Here is a 21,977-nt window from a genome sequence, read left to right on the forward strand (position 1 = left end):
GCGGTGGAACAACGGGCGGGGCATCGTACACCGCGTGCAGTGTGGTTTCTGTTTTGCGCAGAGAATGATGTGTTGTCTTATTAATTGCCCGCCATGACACAAAACTCTCCCGTTTTCGAAGTCCTCCCCCGCGACCTGTCTGCCTACCGCCAGGGCAATGTGGGCATCGACTACGTGCACCGTTTTGAATCGGGCCAGCCAGGCCCCCACGTGCTCATCAATGCGCTCACGCATGGCAACGAGATCTGCGGCATGGTGGCGGCCACGCACCTGCTGGACACGGGCGTGCGCCCGCGGATTGGCACGCTGACCATCAGCTTTGCCAACGTGGCGGCGTATGCATCGTTTGACCCGACCCGTCCGTTTGAAAGCCGCCAGCTGGTGCACAACCTCAACCGCATCTGGTCCGCCGGTGAACTGGACGGCACGGCCGCAAGCCCCGAGCTGGACCGCGCCCGTGCGTTGCGCCCGGTGGTGGCTGCGGCCGATCACATCCTGGACATCCACTCCACCAGCCAGGACGTACAGCCTTTCTGGGTGTACCCCGCCTATCCGCGCAATGCGCAGGTGGCGCTGGCCATTGGCAGTCCGCCGGTGCACCTGGTGATGCCCAGCGGGCTGGGCTCGGGCACGCCGCTCATCCAGCACGGCCGCCATGGGCTGGCTGAGAGCGATGGGGTGGCTTTGGTGGTGGAGTGTGGCCAGCATTTCCGCCAGTCGGCGGCTGACGTGGCCACGGCCGTGGCGCTGGATTTTCTGGCGCATTTCGGGCTGGTCGAAGCTGCTGCCAACCGCCCAGCGCCAGGCCCGCAGCGCCGCTATGAACTGCTGGAGACCTGCATGGTGCGCACGCCGGACTTCCGCTTCACACGGCCTGTGCAGGGCTTTGAGGTGTTTGCCCAGGGCGAACTCATCGCCACCGATGGCCCGCACGAGATCCGCGCGCTGTGCGACGACTGCACGGTGATGATGCCCACGCGCGAGCCCATCGTGGGCCGCGAGGCGGTGTACCTGACCCGGCCGATCTGACCGGCAAGGACCGGCAGGCTCAGAAGGACGAGCCGGGCTGCGCGAGGAAGGCCAGCTCCTGCGCCGTGGACGAGCGCCCCAGCACGGCGTTACGGTGCGGGTAGCGCCCGAAGCGCGCAATGATGTCGCGGTGCGCCACCTCGAACTTCAGGTTGTTTTCCAGCCCCGGCTGGTCAAAGAGCACCATCGCCTGGGCGTGGATGGCGGCGGATTCGCTGTGCATGTAGGGCATGTAGGCAAAGGCGCGTTCGGTGGGGGCCAGTGCCTTGTCGTGCTGCCCGGCCACCAGCTCCTGCGCCAGGACCAGCGCCTGGGCGTCTTGCGCAAACGCAAGTGGCGAGCCGCGGTGGATGTTGCGCGAGAACTGGTCCAGCACCAGGATCTCTGCCAGGCGGCCTTGGGGCGTGCCGCGCCAGTTCCACAACTCGCACTGCCGCGCTGCCTGCCAGGTGGCACCGAAGCGGACACGGATCATCGCGTCGATGGCGTCCTCTTGTGCGAAGTGCTGGGCGGGGGTGAGTTCTTCGAACCAGAAATGAAGGATGTCTTCGGCTTGCATCGTGAATATCGCATGAAATAAGGCTCTGGCGCTTGATCATAAAGCGCTGGATGCTATCAATTTCATAGTATTCGATGCGAACCACTCAGTTCTGGATGCGGATTTTTCCCTCGCGCACGTATTGGTTGAACTGGTCCTTCGGGATCGCGGCGGAGCCCACGGCATCGTTGTCTGCGGTCCAGCTCAAGGTGGTGCTGTCTTTGGAAGGCTCCAGCTCCACGGGGCCTTTCGGAATGGTCAAGGGGGCTCCGTCACCCGGGGTGTAGGTAACGTGGCCTGCAATGGTCGCGTGCTGAGTCATGGTGAATTCCTTTTTGGTGGTGCCGATGTGATGGAGCTTCCATTGCACTGCGCGCACGCGTACCGGGGTGTAAGACCATGCCGTGCCACCGCGCGGGCCGTGGCCGCCACCCGTAGCCCTTGAAACTGGCGCGGCCCAGGCGGGGGACGCCAAGCAAGGGCCGCCCCGCAGCGAGGGCGTCGTCCCCCTGGGGGGAAGGCGCGTAGCGACTCAGGGGGGACTCCTGCTCACGGAGGCACCACCGCCTGCGTCCGCTCCTGCCGCACCAGATACAACCCGCTGCCGATGATGATCGCGCCGCCCAGCAATGTGGAAACCCCCGGCACGGCCTGCCACAGCACCCAGTCGAGCCCCATACCCCAGGCCAGGGCCGTGTATTCAAACGGCGCCACCACCGACGCCTGCCCGTGCCGGAACGCCTCGGTGATCGCCAGCTGCCCCAGAAACCCCGTGACCGCCAGGCCCGCCACCAGGGGCCAGTGCGCCTGCGCCACACCCACCCAGTTGGGCCAGGCCAGCGTGCCCGCGCCCAGCGCCAGCAAGGCGGTGGTCCAGAAGACCAGACTGGCGCTGGAGTCCGTGCGGCTGAGCACGCGCCCCGTGATGGCCGAAACGGCGTATCCACACGCTGCGCCCAGCACCGCCAGCGCGCCCAGCGTGAAAAAGGCGTCCTGGCTGGGCCGCAGGGCCACCACCACGCCCACCATGCCCAGCACGATCGCCACCCAGTGGGCGGCGCGCACCTTCTCGCCCAGCACCACGGTGGACAGCGCCGTGATCAGCAACGGGGCGATGAAAAACAGCGTGTAGGCCTCGGCCAGGCCCAGTTCCTTGAGTGCGTAGGTGAACAGGCCCAGCATGGTCACGTTGAGCACGCCACGCAGCAGGTGCAGCGGCCAGCGCACTTTGAGCAAGCCCCGCACCTCGCCGCGCCACAGCACATACAGCGCCACCAGCGGCAACGCAGCCCAGCCGCGCAGCGCCGCCACCTGCATGGCGGGGTAGCTGGCCGACAGGGTCTTGAGCAGGGCGTCCATCAGCGAAAAACACCCCACCGCCGCGACCATGGCGACGATGCCGCGCAGGCTGCCCGAGGCTGCCGCCTGCGCTGTGGTGGTCGTCGCAGTCGCAGTTGTGTTCGCGGCTGCAGATGCCGCAGGCTGAGCCTCGGTGTCGCTCGTCCGCGTCATGGTTGTACCGCCGCAGGAAGGCTGCAGGCTGTGGTGGGTGGCAGGGTGGCAAATGGCGCAGGAGCTGTGCCGCCAAGGCAGCGGTGCTGCGCTGGAAGACTGTGCATGGGGTAACCAGAGGTGGCTGGCTGCGGCGCGTGGGCCTGCGCCGCAGCCAGGGGGTCGGTGGGCCAAAAAGTGTAGCGCAGCCCGCGCCAGCGGGCTGCCTCGGCTCGGCTCAGTCCGACTTGTGGTTGGCTGCGTTGCGGCTCACCTTGTCGTGCAGCATCGGAATGGCCCACAGCACCACCAGCGCGAGCACCGTGCTCAGCACCGCCGTGGCTTCGCGGCCCAGCCCGGCGGCCACGCCGATGGCGGCCGTGAGCCAGATGCCAGCGGCTGTGGTCAGGCCCTTGACCTGGCTTTCGGCATCGCCCTTGAGGATGGTGCCCGCGCCCAGGAACCCCACGCCCGCGATGATGCCCTGCAGCACGCGGCTGTTGTCTGCCGCTTCAATGCCAGTCTGCTGCGCCACCAGCACGAACAGGGCCGCGCCCATGGCCACCAGCATGTGCGTGCGCACGCCGGCGGCCTTGCCCGCGTGTTCGCGTTCCCAACCCAGCAGCCCGCCCAGCAGCGCTGCCATGGCCAGGCGCACCACGATGCGCGTGGCCTGTGCCGCATCGGGCACGTCCGAGAATTCCGAGGCCACCGTGCTGGCGATCTCCTGCCAGAGGTCAGCCATGGCCATGGTCCTTGCACCCGGTGACCGGCGTTGTGGCGAGGGAGGGCGGTGTGCTCAGAGAGCGGTGCGCGTGTGGTGGCATGGCGGGGAGTCCAGCGGAGGAGGGGGCGCAGCAACAGTGCTGCCCTGCGACTGTGCTGCTCCTGCGCGGCAGCGTCTACCGGTGGCGGGCGAGCGCGGGGGTAGGACACTGCCGACGCACGCCAACGATCGCTTGGCGGGGTGTGGGCGCCAGGTTTTGATAGAAATTGGCACCTGGCGCTTGATGGTAAAGTGCTGGTAGCTATCAAAAGTGAAGCGTCTGGCGATGGCCGCCCATGGCCACGTTCCTCCCGTGCCTCCCCAGCCCGTCCCTGCGGGTGGCGCCATCTGCTCGGCGCTTGCACCCCGGGGTTGCGCGTGTCACGATTTGCCTTGGTGCCTGCAGCGGCCGCCATCACCGGCGGGCCTGGCGCCGCGAGGAGTTTTTGCCATGACGCCCCAACGCATTCTTCTGATACAGGGCCACCCGGACGCGAGTGCGCCCCACCTGTGCCACGCGCTGGCGCAGGCCTATGCGCAAGGGGCCATCGCGGCCGGCCACGAGGTGCGCGAGATCGAGGTGGCTGCCATCGACTTTGCGCTGCTGCGCAGCCAGCACGAGTGGGAGCTGGGCCTGCTGCCCGCATCGCTCAAGCCTGCTCAGGCGGACATCGGCTGGGCGCAGCACATCGTGCTGTTTTTTCCGCTGTGGCTGGGCGACATGCCAGCCCTGCTCAAGGGTTTTCTGGAGCAGGTGGCGCGACCCGGGTTTGCCTTCAATACCGAAGGCAGCAACCCCTTTGGCCGCAAGGGGCTCACAGGGCGCAGTGCGCGGGTGGTAGTCACCATGGGCATGCCTGCGCTGGTCTACCGCTGGTACTTCCGCGCGCACAGCGTGAAGTCGCTGGAGCGCAATATCCTGGGCTTTGTGGGCATTGCGCCGGTGCATGAGACGCTGGTGGGCAGCGTGGAGCAACTGGGCGACGATGGGATTGCCAAGTGGAAGGCGCGCATGCGTGCGCTGGGCGCGAAGGCGGCGTAGAGCCCTGGCCCTAGCCCTGCGCTGCGATGGCGATCAGCCAAATGACCGCGCTGCAGCCAAGGCGCCCATGCGTTGGCTGATCGCAAAGAACTCCTGCACTGTGTCGTCAATGATCTGCTGCGCGGTCTTGACGGAATCGATGAGCCCGGCGGTCTGGCCCGCGAGGGCCGGTGCGGCCTCCATGTCGCCGTCAAAGTACACGCGCTGGATGCCCGCAAAGCTGTCGGCGGGCATGAGGCCTGCCTCATGGATGGCCTGGGTGCGCTGCGACTTGAGCGCGCGGATGCAAGGGCTGGCCTTGGTGTTGAGCATCCAGGTGCCGGTCACGCCCGCATCGATGATGGCGTTCTTGTAGTTGGCGTGCACGGGGCTTTCGGCGCAGCTCACAAACCGTGTGCCCATCTGCACCGCCTCGGCCCCCAGTGCAAAGGCCGCCGCCATGCCGCGCCCGTCGCAGATGCCCCCGGCGGCCACCAGCGGCACATCCACCCGCGCGCGGATGGCTTGCAGCAGCACCAGGGTGGAGACTTCTTCGGGGTTCTTGAAGCCACCGCCTTCACCACCTTCGACCACCAGGCCGTCGATGCCTGCGTCCACGCATTTGAGCGCCGCGTCCACCGTGGGCACCGCGTGGTACACGGTGATGCCCGCGTCCTTGAGCGGCGCAATGAACTTGGCCGGGCTGCCCGCCGAGGTGGTCACAAACTTCACGCCCGACGCGCACACAAAGCGCAGCATGGCGTCGTCCTTCAGAAAACGGATGGGCAGGTTCACGCCAAACGGCAGGCCCAGTGCGCTCATCTTGGTGATCTCGGCCTGGCAGTTGGCCGTCTCGCCCGACGATGTCTCGATGATGCCCAGCCCGCCCGCGCGGGACACTGCCGATGCCAGCTGCGTGCGCGCGATCCAGCCCATGGGCGCCTGGATGATGGGGTAGCGCGCGCCCGTGTGGGCGAGGACGCGGTTGGTGGCGGGTGCGGTCATGGGCGGAGTCTCCTGATTTTTGGAGTGCCCATTATTTCGACGGGTGCGCTGTCGTCGTGTCGCCCGGGTTACGGTGCAGCGGGCGTGCCTTGCGTCTCTTCCCACGGCAAGCGTGCAAACAGCCGCTGCCAATCGGAGACGGGGCTGGCGTTGGCGATCTCCGCCGTGTCCTGCCCAGAGCCCCAGCCCGCAGGCCCCGGCCATGGCAGCCCGCTGTCAAACGTCATCACAGCGCCCGATACGGGGTGTGGCACCGCCAGCTGCCACGCATGCAGCCACAGCCTTTGCTGCCCCAGCCGCTCGGCCCACCAGCGGTTGAGGGGGCCTTTGCCGTGTGTAGCGTCGCCAAGGATGGGGTGCGCCAGGTGCTTGAGGTGGCGGCGTATCTGGTGGCGCCGCCCGGTGGTGGGGATGGCCTCGACCAGCGAGGCGCGGGTGGTGGCAAAACGCGCATCACTGGCCTCGGGCAGCGTGAGCTGCGCCACGCGCCGAAAGCGGGTGTGGGCGTCCTGTACGGCCGCATCGGCCGGGGCATCGTCGGGCTTCAAGGCGTGGTCCACCTCGATGTCCTCGGGCGCCCAGCCGCGCACCATGGCCAGGTAGCGCTTGTGCGTGGCGCCGTGCTCGAAGGCCTGTGACAGTGCCCGCGCCGCATCGCTGTGCAGCGCCATCACCAGCACGCCGCAGGTGCCCTTGTCGAGCCGGTGAACGGGGAACACATGCTGGCCCAGCTGGTCGCGCAGGGTCTGCATCACAAACCGCGTCTCGCCCGCGTCCAGCCCCGTGCGGTGCACCAGCCAGCCCGCAGGCTTGTAGACGGCCACCAGGTGCTCGTCGCGCCAAAGGATGTGCAGAGGGGGCATGGAAGAAGGTAGAGAAAAAAGGGGCGGGAGGCCGTAGACAGGAGTCCAACCGCACGACAGCACGGCTGATGCCGGGGCTGGCGCAGGGGCTTATGCGGTGGCATCGTTTCTACTATACGGCGGTGGGTAGGGCGCCCGGGTGGCCTGGCCTGCACACTGCTGACAAATTCTGGCAGCTGGGGCGGTAAGCTTTCCATACACCAGAGAGAGGGCTCCATGAACCACCGCTTTCAATGCCAGTGTGCCAAGGTCGTCGGTGAAGTGGCCGACACGCGCTCCGCCATCCACGCCATCTGTTATTGCCGGGACTGCCAGGCCTATGCCCACCATCTGGGGCAGCCCGACGCGGTGCTGAACCCTCTGGCCGGCACCGAGGTGGTGGGCACGCATGCCCGCAACGTGTCTTTCACCAGTGGCACCGACCAGCTGGCCTGCCTGTCGCTGTCCGAGGCGGGATTGCTGCGCTGGTATGCGCGCTGCTGCAATACCCCCTTGGCCAATACGGGGCGCGACTGGCGCATGCCCTATGTGGGGCTGGTCCACCTGTGCCTGCGCGCGGGCGGCGAGCCGCTTGCGCCCGCGTTTGGGCCGGTGCAGATGCACCTGGAAACCTCCAGCGCCAAGGGCACGCCGCCCCGCATGCGCTGGAGCCAACTGAAGGCGCTGCTGGGCTTCATGCCCCGCATTGCGGCGGCGCGATTCACCGGTAGCTACCGCCGCACACCATTCTTCACGGCCACTGGCGCGCCTGTGGTGGCGGTGCGTGTGCTGTCCGCCGCCGAACGCGAAAAGGCCGTGGCAGCGGTGTAGCAGCTGGGCCGGGTGCCGGAGTTCTTTGCGCTACCACCCACGCGCCAGGGCGTGCCAGAATGCCGACGGTTTGCCATGGAGCCCCTGGTCTGGAGGCATGTGCATCGGCCCGCGCTGCGCTCCTCGCAAAACCGAAAAACAATACAAGGAGACCCCATGTCCGCTGGAGACTGGAAAGACATGTACGCCGCCGCAGTGGCGGGCGACCTGGCACTGGTGCGCCACCACATCAGCGCGGGCGTCAACCCCAACTACCAGCACCCCGAAATTTTGTGCACACCGCTGGTGGCCAGCCTGATCCATGGCCACAGCGAGATCGCGCACTACCTGCTGGCCCACGGTGCTGATCCGCAGCTCAAGTCTGACTTTGACGACATGACACCGCTGGAGGCCGCGCGCCGCTACCGGCGCACCGAGTTCATCACGTTGCTGCAGGCGCAGGGGGCCAAGGAAGAGCGCAAGCCGTTCTGGTGGCGCTGGTTGCCGGTGTAGGCGATGTGGCGGGGTGATGGATCACCCTGTTGCCCACAGGTTCTCAGAGGCCGGCCAGGCAGCGCGCGAGGGCCGCATTGAACTGCTGCGGGGCTTCCAGTGAAGGCAAATGCGCCACGCCCGGTAGCACGGTGCCTTGCGCGGCAGGGATGCGCTGCGCGAGCAGCCTGCATCGGTCTTGCAAATGCGGCAGGTCGAGATCTCCCCACAGCACGGCCGTGGGGGTTTGGATGGACTCCAGCCGCCCCCATGCCGACGGCTCTTCGACGGCCACGCCCGGGTGAGGTGCTCGCAGTGCGGTCCCGTTCATCGACAGAAAAAGGGAGCGTGCCTCGCCTCCGACCCGGCCCGGCGGGCTCAGGGGACCGTCCAACCACAGCTGGGCCTGCAGTTCGTTTTTGGCATCCAGGTCGTCACGCGCTGCGGTTGCATGGATGGCGTCCATGAGCGCTTTCACCGTGGCGACGGGCTCTGGCACCGGCGCGCCGCCGGCACCGGGCGACACCAGCACCAAGCCACCCACGCGCGCAGGCTGAGCCATGGCTGCATCGATGGCAATACGACCGCCCATGGAGCAGCCGACGAGAACTGCCTGCTCATATCCAAGAGCATCCATTACCGACCACAGGTCGGCCACGTGAGAATGCGGCGTGGGTGCGAGAGTGCGCGATTCGCCAAACCCTCGGCGGTCATAGCTGATGGCAGGGCGGAACGAGGCCAGCCAGCTGCAGGAGGCCCGCCACATGCGTCGGTCTGCGACGTTGGCGTGCAGGAAAAGGACCGGCACACCCGCAGCACAGGGGTGAGCCTCCTGCTCCGCAGCCAGCAACGCACCGCTGACTTGCACCTGCATCGTTTTCCTTGTTGTCATGCGGGGGAAGATACCGACCGCCGACTCGGGGTGTCAAGGCGAAGTGTCAAGCGGCTTGCTGCACAGGGTCACAGCGGCGCGGCTTCCTTCGCCCGCATCTTGGCAGCTATGTACTCCCCATGCGTCACATGCAGCAGCCCTGCCACCTTGCTGATGGTGTGCATCTCGTTCTCGTCCAGGCGCGCATCGGCATACGCCACCTGCCACATGGCCTCCACGAGCTGGATCTTCTGGTCCTGCGTGAAGTGATCGTTGAGGCTGCTGGTAAATCGCTGGTAGTCGTAGGCGGTCTTCGATGTGGTTACGGCCAGCTCCAGCAGGCGCTCCAGCTCATCATCGCTCAGCGCAAATTTGCTGCGCAGGGCGGTCACCATGGTGGAGCGCTCGGCGTCGTCCATGGCGGCATCAAACCGCACCACCTCCACCAGCAGCACGGCGGCTGCCAGTTGCACGGCGTGGGCTCGCGCGGCGGGCGACTGGGTGGTGGAGGGCTGCGTGAAGCTATCAAACAGGTCTTTGAGGGTTCGGAACATCGGGTGCTTTTCGGTATGCGGGGCAAATGGGGTGGAGGCGCGGTGGATGGGTTGGTTCCCGCAGCGCGCGCGGGCGGGCTGCGCACTTTGCGCTCGCGTGGTGCACCGCCCCGGCGACAATCGGGGGCCATGACGAAGAAAACCATACTCCCCCTGCAACTGCTGGTTGCCCCCGACAAGAACGATCCCAAGCCGCTGATCCTGTACCACGGGCGCAATTGCCCCGACGGTTTTGGCGCGGCGCTGGCCGCATGGCTGTACTACGGCGACAGTGCTGAATACGTGGGGCTCGACCACGGCGATGTCAAGTCTGCGGACGACCTGCCGCCCCTGCAAGGCCGTGCGGTTTACATCCTCGACTTTTCCTTTGCCGCCGAGGTGATGGCTGCCATCGACGAGCGAGCCGCCAAGCTGGTGATGCTGGACCACCACAAGAGCGCCGCCGAAAAACTCACCGGCTTTGCCTGCCGCTGCGGTGTGGTGCACTTCGACATGAGCAAGTCGGGCGCGCGCCTGGCGTGGGAGTTCTTTCACCCGCACGAGCCTATCCCTGAGCTGCTCAAGTACGTGGAAGACCGCGACATCTGGAAGTGGGAATTTGCCGAGAGCGCCGCGTTCTTGTCGGCCCTCGACATGGAAGAACAGGGCTTTGCGCGCTGGCGCGAGATCGCGGCCTTCACGCCCGAGCAGCTCCAACAGTTCATGGTGCGCGGCGAGGCCATGGACGAGAAGTACAAGAAGCTCTGCGCCGACATTGCCGAAGGCGCGCAGCCGCTGGTGTTCAACGGCATCACCGGGCTGATGGTGAATGCGCCCGGCATGTTCCACAGCCTGGTGGGCGACATCCTCTCGGCCAAGACCGGCACCTTTGCGCTGATGTGGAGCGCGGGCGAAAAAGGTGTGAAGGTGGGGCTGCGTGCACAGCGCAACTTTGACTGCATCGCGCTGGCCGAAAGCATGGGCGGCGGCGGGCATGCCCAGGCCTGTGGTTTCAAGATGAAGGTGGAGCGCCTGCCCGAGCTGCTCTCTGGCACCTTCAATGCCTGAAGCAGGCGCCGGTTCTGAATAAAAATCGGCCTTTGCGCGCCATGGATAAGCGCTGATAGCTATTAAATATATAGCAATCTGCGCAAGCTACACCAGCCGCAAGTCCGCCCCCTTCGTCCCTGGAAACACCCGCGCCACGGCGGCCGCGTTCAACCCGTACAACCGGGCGAACAACCCGCCCAGCACGGCGCGGTAGTCGTTGAGCACGGGGTAGTCGCGGTTCTGGAACAAGGTGGTGGCCGTCAGCGCCTGCTGCTCACCCACAATGCGCCCGCCGCCCACACCACCGCCCAGCACCCAGAACACGGTGCCGTGGCCGTGGTCGGTGCCCCGGTTGCCGTTCTCGCGGAAGGTGCGGCCAAACTCGCTGACCACCACCACCACGGTGGATTTCCACGCCGGGCCCATCTCGTCGGCAAAACCCGCCAGGCCCCGGCCCAGCTCTTCAAAACGGTTGGCCAGCGCGCCCGTGGCTGCACCCTGTGCCACATGGGTGTCCCAGCCGCCTACGTCCACAAAGCCCAGTTGGTAGCGCGTCTGCATCAGCTTTGCCATGCGCCGCGCCGTGCCTTCAAATCCCTTGGTGCTCAGCGCGTTGCGGCTGGCGGCCTCCATCTCGCCCTGCATGGTGCGGGCGACTTCTTCGCGCGTGGCAAAACCTTCGGCCACGGGTGTGGCCAGCGGCGTGCCCCGGTACATGGATTCGATAAGCTGCGCCTGCCGCGCGTCCACGCCGCTGCGGCCCGCCGCCGCGCTCAGCAGCGTGTTGGGCACATCCACTGCGCCGCGCAGCACCAGGGGCAGGGTGCTGGTGAAGGCCATGGGCTGCAGCGTGGCCGGGGCCGGGGTGTTGCCGGAGCGCGGGTTCAGCTCGGCCACCAGTCGGTTCAGAAAGCCCGAGCGGTAGTCGCGCCGCCCGCCCACGGGCTGGCCCAGCTCCATGCTGTCTTGCGTGTCAAAGTGGCTGCGCGAGAGGTCGTCGGTGCCTGCAAAGGGCACCAAGGCCAGCTGGCGCTGCTGGTACAGCGGCAGCATCGACTCGGCCAGCGCTGGGTGCAGGCCCCAGTCGGGCGTGAGCGGCAGCGCGCCGCCGTCCTGCCCGGGTCGGGCGATGGCGATGTTCGGGCGCGTCTCGTAGTAGTAGCTGCTGGCCGCGGGCACCAGCAGGCTGGCGCAGTCATAACCACCGCGCAAAAACACAAGCAGAAAACGCACGTCCTGCGCGCCGGGGGCGGCCATCGCGCTGGCGCTGTGCACGCCGATGGCGCTGGCGCCCAGGGCTTGAAGAAGGTGTCTGCGTCGCATGGTGATTTCCTCAGGCGTGCATGAATTCCGGTGATGCAAGGAACAACAGGTTCCACTCACGCGGTGATGTTGCCTGCGCCAGCGCATTGCGCGTGGCGGCCGACCAGGTGGGCTGCAGGGCGCGCACATAGGCACTCTGTGCCAGCGGTGGGGGCGTGCGCTGCGATGCAGACTGTTCGGCCATCCTCATCTCCTTTTCGCGCGGGGTGGGCATGGGGGCGGTGGCCACACCGGCCCCGATGGCGCGGGCGATCTCGAAGCGCGTGGACATCTGCCCTGAGCCTGCCCATGCCGCCGCGTCCAGCGGGTAGCCGTCGGGCGTGGCGCGGCCATACAGGGGCTCGGCCAGGCGCTGCAGCCAGCCCAGTGCGGGCTCGGCGCCGGGCAGCACGGCGTCGCCATGGGCCAGGCGCAGGCTGGCCAGCACATAGTGCACCGGGTCGCGAAAGCGCTGGCCCAGCGATGCCCGAAACTCCGGCGCGCTGAACAGTGCCTCCAGCACGGCGGCGATTTCGCCATCGGTGCGCTCGAACGTGCGGGCCAGGGTTTGCAGCAGCGCGGGCGGTGGTTTGTCGCCCACCAGGAAAAGCGCGATCTTGCGGGTGATGAAGCGTGCAGTGGCCGGTGCGCGGGCCAGGCGGTCCAGCGCTTCGTCCACCTCGGCCAGGCCCTCGGCGCGCAGGGGCTGGCCCAGCAGGGTCTTGGGCTCCCAGTCATGCCGCTGGGGGTTGAACTCGAACAGGCCGTCGCGCACATAGTGGCGGCGCAGCGCGGGCTTCATGCGCGGGGGCTCGTCGCTGTCTGGCTGGCGCGCAATGCCCACGCCGGTCAGCACGCGTGCCAGCTCCTGCACATCCTGCTGGCTGTAGCCGCCGTCCACGCCCAGCGTGTGCAGCTCCATCAGCTCGCGCGCGTAGTTTTCGTTGATGCGGCCCGCTGCGTTGCGGGCGTTGTCCAGGTAATGCAGCATGGCCGGGTGGCGCACCGTGGCACCCAGCAGGTCGCGAAAGCGGCCCAGCGCATGGGGACGGATGGCGCGTTCCTCGTAGTCGCCCACCAGCACACGCAGGCTGCCCTTGCCCGCAAACACGCTGAAGTGGTTCATCCAGAACCAGGTCATCTTCTCGCGCAGCTGGGTGGGCGAATACAGCGCGCGCAGCACAAAACGCTCGGCCGCCTCCTGCTGCAGCGCGCGCATGTCCTGCTGCCAGGCCTTGAGCGCGGCTTTGCGGCCATCCTCGGTGGACTGGGCCTTGGCGGCCTGGTGCTGGGCCTCCATGCGCGCGGCCAGCTCGGGCAGGGGCGTGCGGGTGATGGCCATGGCGTCGATCTGCGCCTGGGCCGCGCGCGGCAGCATGGCGGGCAGGGGGCGCAACTGCGCTGCCAAGTAGGCAGCAACCCCTTGCGGCGGCAGCGCCTGTGCGCCTTGGGCGGTGTTGCCCCAGGTCACGCGGTCCAGCAGGCGGGTTTGCGTGGCTTCGTCGACACCAGCCCAGCCAGCGTTGCCCGCCGGGGTGGCGGCGCGGGCCAGGCCCAGCGGGGCGGTGGCAGCCATGCCCAGCAGGCCAGCGAGCACGGTGCGGCGGTGAAGAGGGCCGGGGAGCGGGGCGGAAGGAGCGTTCATGGGGCGCGCTTGGGGGCTGGCAGTGGAGCGCATGGTGCTCCGCCCCAACGCGCCGTGCAAGCCTGCCGCGCGGGTTTTACCTGCGCGACACAAACGCCCCGGAGCTTGTTTACACGGGCTGTCGCACCGTCGCTGAACCGCTCAGCTGCTCAGCTGCTGGCCTGCGCAGCTTCCTCGAAACGGTCCACCGTGCGCAGTGTCTTGAACGCCAGCATCCAGCCACCCACCACGCCCAGCGTGCACAGTCCGCCCACCACGGCGGCGGGCACCACGCCCAGCCAGGCGGCGCTGGTGCCCGCGCGGAACTCGCCCAGCTCGTTGGACGAGCCGATGAACAGCATGTTGACCGCGTTCACCCGCCCTCGCATGGTGTCGGGCGTGGAGAACTGCACCAGCGCGCCCCGGATGTACACGCTCACCATGTCGGCCGCGCCTGCCACCATCAGCGCCACAAACGACAGCCAGAACCAGTGCGAGAGCGCAAACACCAGGTTGGCCACGCCAAACACCGCTACCGCAATGAACATGGTGCGGCCCACATGGCGGTTGAAGGGCCGCATGCTCAGGTACAGCCCCGCACCCACCTCGCCCACGGCCATGGCGCTGCGCAGCGCGCCCAGGCCCGCCGGGCCTACATGCAGCACCTCCTGCGCATAGATGGGCAGCAGGGCCACCACGCCGCCCAGCAGCACGGCGAACAGGTCCAGCGAGATGGTGCCCAGGATGATGGGCCGGGTGCGGATGAAGGTGATGCCTGCGCCAAAGCGCTCGAACATCGTTCCCTGCGCGGGGCCGGGCGCAGTGGCATGGGCCACCACCACACGCAGCAGCAGCGCCACGCCCAGCACAAAACACGCGCAGCACACGGCATAGGTCAACTCGCCCCCGCCCAGCGCATACAGCAGCCCGCCCAGCAGCGGCCCTCCGATGCTGGCGACGCGCATCAGCATGCTGTTGGCGGCAATGGCCTGCGCGAGCTGCCCGCGCGGCACGATCTGCGGCAGCAGGCTTTGCATGGCTGGCCCCGAAAAAGCGCGTGCGCAGCCATACAGCACCAGCACCGCATAAATGCCCGCCACGCCGCTGGCCCCATGGCCCGCCAGCCACCACAGCAGGGCACTGCACACGCCGCCCACCGACCAGGCCAGCGCCAGGATGCGCCTGCGGTCAAAGCGGTCGATCAAATCGCCTGCTGGCAGCAGCAGGGCCAGCATGGGCAGAAACTGCGCCAGACCCACATAGGCCAGTGCCAGCGGCTCGCGGGTGAGGTCATACACCTGCCAGGCCACCACCACGGCCTGCACCTGGGTGGCGACCACGGCCACCACGCGGGCGATCAGAAAGGAAATGAAGCCGGAGTGGCCGTAGACGCTGGAGCTCTCCGCATCGGGTGCTGCAGGGGGGGAATGAGGGACTGTCATGAAAACGGAGCGGGGGCGGCCGGGGCAGCGCACGCTGGGGGCCAGATGGGAAAGACCCCAGGATGCTAGCGGCTGTGCAGCCTGCACGCTGGGGGCTTGGGGGAAGACCCGCAGAAATGGGTCTTCAGGTTTTGCCCTGGCCCGCCGATAAGGCAGAGAAGAAGAAGCGGGTTTGCGGCCTCGGCGCTGCTGCTGCGTGGAGCTGGGCGTGCCGCTTCGACCGGTTTGTACCGTTTGTCTATTCATCTGCTTTGACCAGGAGTCCCCGGGGCGTGCCATGGCGTTGACGATCAACACCAACGTGATGTCGCTGAATGCGCAGCGCCGGCTTGGCGGTGCACAGAGTGACATGGGCACGACCGTGCGGCGCCTGTCCTCGGGCTTGCGCATCAACAGTGCCAAGGACGACGCGGCGGGCCTGGCGATCTCCGAGCGGTTCACTTCGCAGATCCGGGGGCTCAACCAAGCGGTGCGTAATGCCAACGACGGCGTTTCGCTCATGCAGACGGCCGAGGGCGCGCTGCAGAGCGTCACGGCCAGCCTGCAGCGGATCCGCGAGCTGGCCGTGCAGGCCGCCAACGACACCAACAGCGCGTCCGACCGCCAGGCGATCCAGGCCGAGGTCACGCGGCTGGCGCAAGAGATCGACCGCACCGGGCGCACCACGCAGTTCAACGGCATGGACGTGTTCGACCGCTCCGACGCCAGCGTGGTGGGCGACGAGAACCTGCTGTCCGTGTTTGACGGCCTGACCAGCGCGGGCAGCTGGCTGGAGAGCAGCGAAAACCTTATCCGCACCTATTTTGGCCTGCAGGGCGATGGGGCGGCCATCGACATCCGCTACACCGGCTTTACCGACAACGCGGGCGGTGTGGCTGCCTATGTGCAGGTCACCGGGTTTGACGGGCAGGGGCGGGGCAACAACCTGGTGCTGCAGGTGGACATGGCCGACTTCGTGCCGCCCAACCCGCCCAATGGGGGCTCTGCGCCGTTCTACAACGACCGTGTGATTGCCCACGAAATGGTGCACGCGGTGATGGCCCGCTCCACCAACTGGCAGAACATCACCGGCAGCCACTTGTGGTTTGCCGAAGGCGCGGCCGAATTCATCCACGGCGCCGAAGAACGGGTGCGCGCCGACGTGGCCAACCTGGGCGTGGCCGCGGTGGTGGCGGCCATTGGCGGGCCCAGCAACACCAGCGAGTTCTACTCGTCCAGCTACTCGGCCGTGCGCTACATGCACGAGCGCATCAAGACGGCGGGCGGCACCGGCATCAAGGATGTGCTCACCTACATGAGCAACAACCCCGGCTCCACGCTGGACGCGGCCATTGGCGCAGCCTCGGCCGGGGCCTTCACCAACGCGGGGGATGTGCTCACGCAGTACGGGCTCAACGGTGCGGCCTTCATCGGCAGCTTTGACCTGAACAATGCCGACACCGGCGCCATTGGCGGCGCCGACGTGGACGGCGGCATGGTGCGCGACGCCAAGGCGGCGTTGCCCAACCAGGGCAGCCGCTCGGGCAAGGACGCGCTGCAAGGCTTCACCGAGACCTACGAAAACATCGCCTCGACCAGCGGCGCGATCAGCACCAAGGTCTTCCAGGTGGGCGCCAATGCTAACCAGACGCTGGAAACCCGCGTGGGCGCGATTGGCCTGGGGGCCATGGGCCTGCGCAATACGTTGGACGTGACCACCTCGGCCGCACAGGCCATCGTGTCGGTAGACCGCGCGCTGGACTACGTGAACAGCCAGCGTGCCGTTATCGGCGCGCAGTCGTCGCGGCTGGAGTCGGCCATCACCAACCTGCAGATCGGCAGCGAGAACCTCTCGGCCAGCCGGGCGCGCATCACCGACACCGACTTTGCGGTGGAGACCGCCACCCTGGCGCGCCAGCAGATCCTTCAGCAGGCGGGCAACGCCATGGTGGTGCAGGCCAACCAGATGCCCCAGGGCGTGCTGGCACTGCTGCGCACCTGAGGCAGCTTGAAAAGAGGATCAGCGCTGGCTGTGCCGGTGCCGGTAGGTCCACGGCGCCAGCGGCCGCTTCTGTGACCACAACCCTGTGCCGCTGCTGCGCGCCTGGCGCTGCAGAGCCACCAGCTGCGGGCGGGATTCGGCATAGGGCGTGTACACCCAGGCCAGGCCGGCGCGCACCTGTGCCGTAGCCACATCGGCGCTGCCGCAGCGCACATGGGCCACCGTGCGGCCGTAGTTATCTTCGTCCACCGGCTGCAGTGCGGCGCGTTGCCTGAAGCACAGCTGCGCCAGGTGCTGCCGTGACTTCTGGCCAAAGGCCTGGCGTGACTCGGGCGCGTCGATGGCGGCGATACGCACCTTCACCTGCTGGTAGGCACCGGGCGCGCCGCAGCGCACGGTCAGGGTGTCGCCGTCGCTGATGGCGACGACCAGGCAGAGCAGGGAGGCACGGGGCACGGCAGCAGAGGGAGAGAGAAATGGTGGAAGGCGAGCAAGAAGGCAGGTGACAGAATGTTGTGTCAAATTGCCACTTTGCGCTTTATGGATAAGCGCTAACAGCTATCAATAGTGTAGCATCTGGCGTGTTGTCTCTACGGGCTGCTGCAAATTGATACCTTGGCGCGTGCAATGCCCGAAATGGTGCGCAGGGCGTGCGTGCAGGGCTTTGGGCTGTGGTTACCACGCTTTCAGCCCCTCCACGGGCAAGGGCGTTGTGCCAGGCTGGGCATAGGGCTTTCTAGAATCTACGGGAACCGGGTGTGGTGCAGACTGTCAGAACGCCATGGCAGCCGTTCTGCGCCGCTATGGCAACCGGAAATGTCCCCCGCAATGACGACTTTCTTGATGATGTTGATGACCCCGAAGGAGTGCCCGCCCTTGCGTTTGTGCCTTTTCCCGACCCGCTTCACTGTTCGTTCTGGTGCCGCTGCAGGTAGCTTGGCTCTGGCCGCATTGCTGGCAGGCTGTGTGGGCACCACGCCCAAGACGTTTGGAGTGCAGGAGAGTTTTGGTTCGGTGGCCACCTACTCGCGCCTGTTTGACGCCACGCCCGCCCAGACCTGCGAGGCATCGCGCCGCGCGCTGCTGAGCCAGGGCTACATCATCTCCACCCACCAGCCGGAGCTGGTGGAGGGCAAAAAGAGCTTCCAGCCCGAAGCCGAGTCGCACCTGCAGATGGTGGTGCGCGTGGTGTGTGTGCCCGAGGCCACGGACGGCAAGGTCAGCCTGGGCTTTGTGACGGCGCTGCAGGACACCTATGCCCTGCGCAAGACCAACAACTCGGCCAGCGTGGGCGTGGGCGCCATCGGGTCCGTGTCGCTGCCGTTTTCTGCCAGCAGCGAATCGCTGGTCAAGGTGGGCAGCGAGACCATCTCGAAGGACGCTTTCTACGAGAGCTTCTTCGATCTGGTCAAGCGCTACCTCGTGATGGACCAGGCGCAAGCCATCGGTGGCTGACGCGGAGGTTCCAGGCACTGTGGCCTGAGCGCTCTGGGCCTGCGCTCTCAGAGGGGCGTGTCAATCCCCGCAGCGGTTCTCACTCTCCGCGCCAGCGCGCCACCAGCTCCCATCCCTGCGGCCAGTCACCCAGGCCACTGTCGGCATTGAGGTGGCCCCGCGCACCCAGCACCACGTGCTCGGCGTTCCAGGCGCTGGCGCACTGCGCCGAAAAGTTGGGGGTGGAATACGGGTCGCTGGTGCTGCTCATCAGCACCCGTCTTGGCAGGTCGGGCTGGGCGGGCAGCACGGCAGGCAGTGGGGCAAAGCCTTTGGCGTCGGCCGGAAAATTCGGCCCCCCGGGGTCTGGCACCGCCACCAGCAGCAGCGCATGCACGGGCCGGTGGTGGCGCGCGGCCCAGTGCACCGCGACCAGGCAGCCCAGGCTGTGTGCCACCAGGATGGGGGGCTGGGGCGATGCAGCAACGGCGTCATCGAGCGTGCGCACCCAGGTGTCGCAATCGGGGTGGTCCCAGTCGGCCTGCTCCACCCGCGCCACGCCCGCGTGCCGGGTTTGCCACAATGACTGCCAATGTGTGGGGCCCGAGTTGTAGATGCCCGGAATCAGCAAAACAGGTCGCGTCGTCATTCAATGTCCTTGTTCTCAAAGCAGATCCATCACTGCCCGCCAACAATAGGAAACCGCCGCTGTTCCGGCCAGGGGGGCTCATCGGAAATCGCCCGCCCAAACCTTGAAGTCATCGTTAAGAGCCTGTTCAAAGAAAGCACCCCGTGGAACTGGACAAAAAAGACCGGCAGATCCTCATGGCCCTGCAGCACGACGCGCGGCAAAGCCTGTCGGCGCTGGGCAAGCAGATCGGCCTGTCGCAGCCTGCGATGAGCGAGCGTGTGAAAAAGCTCGAGGACGCGGGCGTGATTGCAGGCTACGCGGCCCGCATCAACCTGGCCGCCGTGGGCCTGGGCCTGCAGGCTGTGGTGCGGGTGCGCACCACGCACGAGCACATCCAGCGCTATGTGTTGCTGTTCCAGTCCCTGCCCGAAGTGCTGGATGTTGTGCGCGTGACCGGCGAAGACTGCTTCGTGGTGCGCTGCGCCTTCGGCCAGCCCGCCGACCTGGAGCGCGTGGTGGATGCGCTGGCCGCGTTTGGCAGCGTCTCCACATCACTGGTACTGTCGCACCCGGTGAACAAGGCGGTGCCGCTGGGTTGAGAATTTTTGCGTCCAAAGCGCCGCTGGCGCTTGATGGATAAGCGCAAATAGCTATAAAAACAATAGCTTCAAGGGAGTGGCTATGGGTTGCGTTGCGAGGCTGGCGGCACCTTGTACCGCAGCTCTGCAAAGATGCCGCCCAGCGTTGTCACCGACTGCAGGCGCAGCGCCGGTTGTGTGATCCGGCGTGGCAACAGCGGCTTGCCCGCACCCAGTGTGACCGGTGCGATCTGCACGATCAACTCGTCCAGCAGGCCCGCGTCACAAAACTGCCCCACCAGCTCGCCCCCGCCAACGATCCACACATTGCGCCCCGCTGCGGCCCGCACCATGGACTGGTGCACGGGCCGCACATTGCCACGCACAAAGCGCACATCGGCGCCCGGGATGGCGCGCAGCGTGCGCGTGCTGAACACCCATGTGGGCTGCACGTAGGGCCAGGGCTGGCCTGCGTCGATGGCGTGTTTCAGCATCCATTCGTAGGTGTGCGACCCCATGGCCAGCGCACCCACGTCGCGGATGAAAGCGGGGTAGCTGGAGCCCTCGATCTCGCCGAACTGCAAGAGCCAGCCAAGGTCATGGTCTGCCGTGGCGATGAAGCCGTCGAGACTGGATGCGCCGTAGAACTGTGTGAGGGTCATGGCGGCGCACTGTAGAGACCGGCTGCTGACAACGTGCTGGCAGCAAGCTGGGAGGGCGGCGGGAAGGCCCGAGTGCGTCAGGGCAACTGAACCGTCTCCGCCAGATGCCCGTACACCGTGGCAATGCGCCGCAGGTGCCGTGACTCGGGGTGCGTCAGCAGCCACAGCTCGGTTTCACAGTCGGCCAGCGACCCGGTGAGGGGGCGCAGGTCGCTGCGGCCCTGAGCCAGAAAGAGGGGCAGCACCCCCACGCCCATGCCCAGGGCCACCAGCTCCATCACGGTGAGCAGGCTGTTGACGCGGTAGGTGGGCTGCGCCTTGGGGTATTGCTTTTTGCGCCAGCGCACCGAGGGGTGGTCGGGCAGCGCGTCGTCGGGCGCAATCCAGGCTGCGCGGCCCGCCTCCACGTCGGACAGGACCAGCGGGCTGGCGGTGCCTGCGTACAGCGCGGATCGGATCATGCCCAGTTGCCGACCCACCAGGTGTTGTGGTGGACGCTTGGTGGCGCGCACGGCGATGTCGGTGTCTCGACGCGTCAGGCTCACCAGTTCATTGCCCGCATGCAGTTCGTAAACCAAGGCCGGGTGCCGGGGCTGCAGCAGCTGCAGAGCCGGGGCGATGAGGCCGTGCAGGAGGGTGTCGGTGGTGGAGATGCGCACCGTGCCCGACACCTGCTCGGGCTGCGCCTGCGTGGCCGTGCGGGCGGCCTCCAGGGCAGCTTCCACGCGCTCGGCCTGCTCGGCCAGGGCCTGGGCCAGCTCCGAGGCGCGGTAGCCCGCGCGCGAGCGCTCGAACAGCAACTGGCCCAGCCCGCGCTCGATGCGCTGGATGGCACGGAACACCGTGGACGCATCCACGCCAAGCCGTTCACCGGCTGCTGCCAAGGTGCCGGTGCGCACCATGGCCAGCAGCACTTCCAGCTCTGCGGCGCCCAATTGATATTGCGTGGGTGCAATCGATGTTTTCATGTTTGCTTATTTCGTTTGCGTCAATGCAATCATAAATTCTGCTGGTCGCCATACGTCGGTAGATACACCGCGGGCGATGTCTACCCCCTTGCCATAGAAAGCCCGCCTATGAAACACACCTGCACCTGCATTGCCTGCCTGTTGAACACCCTCTGTGCCCCACACGCTCAAGGATGGGCCGCATGAGCTCGCCTACAGCCGCACCCGCGCTCACCCTGGTCTCGCACGCGCTGTGCCCCTATGTGCAGCGCGTGGCCATCGTGCTGCACGAAAAGGGCCTGGCGTTTGAGCGCCGCACCATCGACCTGGCCCGCAAGCCCGACTGGTTCCTGGCCCTCTCGCCGCTGGGCAAGACCCCGGTCCTGCAGGTGCAGGGCCAAAGCCTGTTCGAGTCCGCTGTGATCTGCGAATACCTGGACGAAGTGGCCATGCCCGTGTTGCACCCGTCAGATCCGCTGCAACGCGCACGCCACCGGGCATGGATGGAGTTTGGCTCTGCGGTGCTGAACACCATCGGCGGCTTCTACGCCGCGCCGGATGAGGCCACGCTGCAGGCCCGCGCGCAGGACCTGCGCAGCCGTTTTGTGCAGATCGAAGAGGCCCTGGGCCAGCGCAGCGTGCCGGGGCCGTACTTTGCGGGGCCGCACTTTGGCATGGTGGACGCGGTGTTTGGCCCGGTGTTCCGGTACTTCGACGTCATCGACACCTTGCCGGGCATGGATGACCTGGCGCTCTGGCAAGGCTTGCCGCTGGTGCAGCAGTGGCGGGCTGCGCTGGCTGCGCGCCCTTCTGTGCAGCAGGCCGTGGGTGCGGACTATGCCGAGGGCTTGCGGGCCTTTTTGCGCGCGCGTGGGTCCGCGTTGTCGCGGCGCATGCAGGCGGTGGCCGCGTAGGCCCCGCACGCCTA

Annotated in this window: 24 protein-coding genes; 9 read left to right on the forward strand and 15 right to left on the reverse strand. The window is 67.0% G+C overall.

Annotated elements, in window-relative coordinates:
• Positions 1-93 precede the first annotated feature (93 nt).
• On the forward strand, positions 94-1,029 hold the full coding sequence (locus ACODS0_RS19490; protein WP_218299248.1) for a M14 family metallopeptidase: 936 nt from the start codon (positions 94-96) through the stop codon (positions 1,027-1,029).
• Between the two features lie 19 nt (positions 1,030-1,048).
• Here the strand turns inward: ACODS0_RS19490 and ACODS0_RS19495 are convergent, their stop codons facing one another.
• The 4 genes from ACODS0_RS19495 to ACODS0_RS19510 all read right to left on the reverse strand — a co-directional run bounded on the left by ACODS0_RS19495 (position 1,049) and on the right by ACODS0_RS19510 (position 3,803).
• Entirely contained in the window at positions 1,049-1,588 is a 540-nt protein-coding gene (locus ACODS0_RS19495) for a DUF924 family protein (RefSeq protein ID WP_487262337.1), read from the reverse strand.
• An 85-nt stretch (positions 1,589-1,673) separates the two neighbouring features.
• A complete protein-coding gene (locus tag ACODS0_RS19500; RefSeq protein WP_055398867.1) occupies positions 1,674-1,889 on the reverse strand; it encodes a hypothetical protein in 216 nt (71 codons plus the stop codon).
• Positions 1,890-2,116: 227 nt separating this feature from the next.
• Positions 2,117-3,079 (reverse strand): DMT family transporter, encoded by a 963-nt coding sequence (locus ACODS0_RS19505; RefSeq protein WP_488836583.1) that lies wholly within the window; start codon positions 3,077-3,079, stop codon positions 2,117-2,119.
• A gap of 217 nt (positions 3,080-3,296) precedes the next feature.
• Positions 3,297-3,803 carry an MgtC/SapB family protein gene (locus ACODS0_RS19510; protein ID WP_488836585.1) on the reverse strand — a complete coding sequence of 169 codons (507 nt, stop codon included), beginning with the start codon at positions 3,801-3,803 and terminating at the stop codon, positions 3,297-3,299.
• 472 nt (positions 3,804-4,275) lie between these two features.
• Here ACODS0_RS19510 and ACODS0_RS19515 point away from each other — a divergent pair, with 472 nt between their 5' ends.
• A complete protein-coding gene (locus ACODS0_RS19515) occupies positions 4,276-4,866 on the forward strand; it encodes an NAD(P)H-dependent oxidoreductase (RefSeq protein ID WP_121419494.1) in 591 nt (196 codons plus the stop codon).
• A 33-nt stretch (positions 4,867-4,899) separates the two neighbouring features.
• Here ACODS0_RS19515 and ACODS0_RS19520 read toward each other — a convergent pair whose 3' ends face one another.
• Positions 4,900-5,850 (reverse strand): NAD(P)H-dependent flavin oxidoreductase, encoded by a 951-nt coding sequence (locus tag ACODS0_RS19520; protein WP_488836587.1) that lies wholly within the window; start codon positions 5,848-5,850, stop codon positions 4,900-4,902.
• Positions 5,851-5,918: 68 nt separating this feature from the next.
• Positions 5,919-6,713 (reverse strand): pseudouridine synthase, encoded by a 795-nt coding sequence (locus tag ACODS0_RS19525; RefSeq protein WP_488836589.1) that lies wholly within the window; start codon positions 6,711-6,713, stop codon positions 5,919-5,921.
• A gap of 216 nt (positions 6,714-6,929) precedes the next feature.
• Here ACODS0_RS19525 and ACODS0_RS19530 point away from each other — a divergent pair, with 216 nt between their 5' ends.
• Positions 6,930-7,523 carry a DUF6151 family protein gene (locus ACODS0_RS19530; RefSeq protein WP_488836591.1) on the forward strand — a complete coding sequence of 198 codons (594 nt, stop codon included), beginning with the start codon at positions 6,930-6,932 and terminating at the stop codon, positions 7,521-7,523.
• A 156-nt stretch (positions 7,524-7,679) separates the two neighbouring features.
• Positions 7,680-8,015, forward strand: a complete 336-nt coding sequence (locus tag ACODS0_RS19535; protein ID WP_488836593.1) for an ankyrin repeat domain-containing protein — start codon at positions 7,680-7,682, stop codon at positions 8,013-8,015.
• 43 nt (positions 8,016-8,058) lie between these two features.
• On the opposite strand, the gene ACODS0_RS19540 is transcribed toward ACODS0_RS19535, so the two are convergent.
• Both ACODS0_RS19540 and ACODS0_RS19545 read right to left on the reverse strand, forming a co-directional pair.
• A complete protein-coding gene (locus ACODS0_RS19540) occupies positions 8,059-8,886 on the reverse strand; it encodes an alpha/beta fold hydrolase (RefSeq protein ID WP_488836595.1) in 828 nt (275 codons plus the stop codon).
• 68 nt (positions 8,887-8,954) lie between these two features.
• Positions 8,955-9,419: a tellurite resistance TerB family protein gene (locus ACODS0_RS19545; RefSeq protein ID WP_488836597.1), complete on the reverse strand. Its 465-nt coding sequence runs from the start codon at positions 9,417-9,419 to the stop codon at positions 8,955-8,957.
• A 129-nt stretch (positions 9,420-9,548) separates the two neighbouring features.
• Between ACODS0_RS19545 and ACODS0_RS19550 the strand changes: the two genes are divergently transcribed.
• Positions 9,549-10,466: a DHH family phosphoesterase gene (locus ACODS0_RS19550; RefSeq protein ID WP_488836599.1), complete on the forward strand. Its 918-nt coding sequence runs from the start codon at positions 9,549-9,551 to the stop codon at positions 10,464-10,466.
• Between the two features lie 87 nt (positions 10,467-10,553).
• On the opposite strand, the gene ACODS0_RS19555 is transcribed toward ACODS0_RS19550, so the two are convergent.
• The 3 genes from ACODS0_RS19555 to ACODS0_RS19565 all read right to left on the reverse strand — a co-directional run bounded on the left by ACODS0_RS19555 (position 10,554) and on the right by ACODS0_RS19565 (position 14,816).
• Positions 10,554-11,771, reverse strand: coding sequence for a DUF1501 domain-containing protein (locus ACODS0_RS19555; protein ID WP_488836601.1), 1,218 nt, complete (start codon positions 11,769-11,771; stop codon positions 10,554-10,556).
• Between the two features lie 10 nt (positions 11,772-11,781).
• Positions 11,782-13,395, reverse strand: coding sequence for a DUF1800 domain-containing protein (locus ACODS0_RS19560; RefSeq protein ID WP_488836603.1), 1,614 nt, complete (start codon positions 13,393-13,395; stop codon positions 11,782-11,784).
• A 149-nt stretch (positions 13,396-13,544) separates the two neighbouring features.
• Positions 13,545-14,816, reverse strand: a complete 1,272-nt coding sequence (locus tag ACODS0_RS19565) for an MFS transporter (RefSeq protein WP_488836605.1) — start codon at positions 14,814-14,816, stop codon at positions 13,545-13,547.
• Positions 14,817-15,093: 277 nt separating this feature from the next.
• On the opposite strand from ACODS0_RS19565, the gene ACODS0_RS19570 reads away from it, so the two are divergent.
• On the forward strand, positions 15,094-16,797 hold the full coding sequence (locus ACODS0_RS19570; protein WP_488836607.1) for a flagellinolysin: 1,704 nt from the start codon (positions 15,094-15,096) through the stop codon (positions 16,795-16,797).
• An 18-nt stretch (positions 16,798-16,815) separates the two neighbouring features.
• Here ACODS0_RS19570 and ACODS0_RS19575 read toward each other — a convergent pair whose 3' ends face one another.
• Positions 16,816-17,253, reverse strand: coding sequence for a thermonuclease family protein (locus tag ACODS0_RS19575; protein ID WP_488836609.1), 438 nt, complete (start codon positions 17,251-17,253; stop codon positions 16,816-16,818).
• A gap of 420 nt (positions 17,254-17,673) precedes the next feature.
• Here ACODS0_RS19575 and ACODS0_RS19580 point away from each other — a divergent pair, with 420 nt between their 5' ends.
• On the forward strand, positions 17,674-18,252 hold the full coding sequence (locus tag ACODS0_RS19580; protein ID WP_488836611.1) for a DUF2242 domain-containing protein: 579 nt from the start codon (positions 17,674-17,676) through the stop codon (positions 18,250-18,252).
• Between the two features lie 79 nt (positions 18,253-18,331).
• Here ACODS0_RS19580 and ACODS0_RS19585 read toward each other — a convergent pair whose 3' ends face one another.
• Positions 18,332-18,880, reverse strand: coding sequence for an RBBP9/YdeN family alpha/beta hydrolase (locus ACODS0_RS19585; protein WP_488836613.1), 549 nt, complete (start codon positions 18,878-18,880; stop codon positions 18,332-18,334).
• A gap of 143 nt (positions 18,881-19,023) precedes the next feature.
• On the opposite strand from ACODS0_RS19585, the gene ACODS0_RS19590 reads away from it, so the two are divergent.
• Entirely contained in the window at positions 19,024-19,461 is a 438-nt protein-coding gene (locus ACODS0_RS19590) for an Lrp/AsnC family transcriptional regulator (RefSeq protein WP_306553184.1), read from the forward strand.
• Between the two features lie 80 nt (positions 19,462-19,541).
• Here the strand turns inward: ACODS0_RS19590 and ACODS0_RS19595 are convergent, their stop codons facing one another.
• Positions 19,542-20,102, reverse strand: coding sequence for a dihydrofolate reductase family protein (locus ACODS0_RS19595; protein ID WP_488836615.1), 561 nt, complete (start codon positions 20,100-20,102; stop codon positions 19,542-19,544).
• 77 nt (positions 20,103-20,179) lie between these two features.
• On the reverse strand, positions 20,180-21,070 hold the full coding sequence (locus ACODS0_RS19600; RefSeq protein WP_488836617.1) for a LysR family transcriptional regulator: 891 nt from the start codon (positions 21,068-21,070) through the stop codon (positions 20,180-20,182).
• Between the two features lie 182 nt (positions 21,071-21,252).
• Here ACODS0_RS19600 and ACODS0_RS19605 point away from each other — a divergent pair, with 182 nt between their 5' ends.
• Entirely contained in the window at positions 21,253-21,963 is a 711-nt protein-coding gene (locus ACODS0_RS19605; RefSeq protein WP_487256620.1) for a glutathione S-transferase family protein, read from the forward strand.
• Positions 21,964-21,977 lie beyond the last annotated feature (14 nt).

The sequence above is a fragment of the Acidovorax sp. FG60 genome (assembly GCF_057808995.1).

Coding starts and splice junctions, on each gene's coding strand:
- ACODS0_RS19505 (WP_488836583.1), bottom strand. CDS start 3,079: ATGACGCGGACGAGCGACACCGAGGCTCAGCCTGCGGCATCTGCAGCC.
- ACODS0_RS19605 (WP_487256620.1), top strand. CDS start 21,253: ATGAGCTCGCCTACAGCCGCACCCGCGCTCACCCTGGTCTCGCACGCG.
- ACODS0_RS19600 (WP_488836617.1), bottom strand. CDS start 21,070: ATGAAAACATCGATTGCACCCACGCAATATCAATTGGGCGCCGCAGAG.
- ACODS0_RS19595 (WP_488836615.1), bottom strand. CDS start 20,102: ATGACCCTCACACAGTTCTACGGCGCATCCAGTCTCGACGGCTTCATC.
- ACODS0_RS19500 (WP_055398867.1), bottom strand. CDS start 1,889: ATGACTCAGCACGCGACCATTGCAGGCCACGTTACCTACACCCCGGGT.
- ACODS0_RS19535 (WP_488836593.1), top strand. CDS start 7,680: ATGTCCGCTGGAGACTGGAAAGACATGTACGCCGCCGCAGTGGCGGGC.
- ACODS0_RS19515 (WP_121419494.1), top strand. CDS start 4,276: ATGACGCCCCAACGCATTCTTCTGATACAGGGCCACCCGGACGCGAGT.
- ACODS0_RS19570 (WP_488836607.1), top strand. CDS start 15,094: ATGGCGTTGACGATCAACACCAACGTGATGTCGCTGAATGCGCAGCGC.
- ACODS0_RS19495 (WP_487262337.1), bottom strand. CDS start 1,588: ATGCAAGCCGAAGACATCCTTCATTTCTGGTTCGAAGAACTCACCCCC.
- ACODS0_RS19520 (WP_488836587.1), bottom strand. CDS start 5,850: ATGACCGCACCCGCCACCAACCGCGTCCTCGCCCACACGGGCGCGCGC.
- ACODS0_RS19550 (WP_488836599.1), top strand. CDS start 9,549: ATGACGAAGAAAACCATACTCCCCCTGCAACTGCTGGTTGCCCCCGAC.
- ACODS0_RS19540 (WP_488836595.1), bottom strand. CDS start 8,886: ATGACAACAAGGAAAACGATGCAGGTGCAAGTCAGCGGTGCGTTGCTG.
- ACODS0_RS19585 (WP_488836613.1), bottom strand. CDS start 18,880: ATGACGACGCGACCTGTTTTGCTGATTCCGGGCATCTACAACTCGGGC.
- ACODS0_RS19525 (WP_488836589.1), bottom strand. CDS start 6,713: ATGCCCCCTCTGCACATCCTTTGGCGCGACGAGCACCTGGTGGCCGTC.
- ACODS0_RS19490 (WP_218299248.1), top strand. CDS start 94: ATGACACAAAACTCTCCCGTTTTCGAAGTCCTCCCCCGCGACCTGTCT.
- ACODS0_RS19560 (WP_488836603.1), bottom strand. CDS start 13,395: ATGAACGCTCCTTCCGCCCCGCTCCCCGGCCCTCTTCACCGCCGCACC.
- ACODS0_RS19545 (WP_488836597.1), bottom strand. CDS start 9,419: ATGTTCCGAACCCTCAAAGACCTGTTTGATAGCTTCACGCAGCCCTCC.
- ACODS0_RS19555 (WP_488836601.1), bottom strand. CDS start 11,771: ATGCGACGCAGACACCTTCTTCAAGCCCTGGGCGCCAGCGCCATCGGC.
- ACODS0_RS19530 (WP_488836591.1), top strand. CDS start 6,930: ATGAACCACCGCTTTCAATGCCAGTGTGCCAAGGTCGTCGGTGAAGTG.
- ACODS0_RS19565 (WP_488836605.1), bottom strand. CDS start 14,816: ATGACAGTCCCTCATTCCCCCCCTGCAGCACCCGATGCGGAGAGCTCC.
- ACODS0_RS19510 (WP_488836585.1), bottom strand. CDS start 3,803: ATGGCTGACCTCTGGCAGGAGATCGCCAGCACGGTGGCCTCGGAATTC.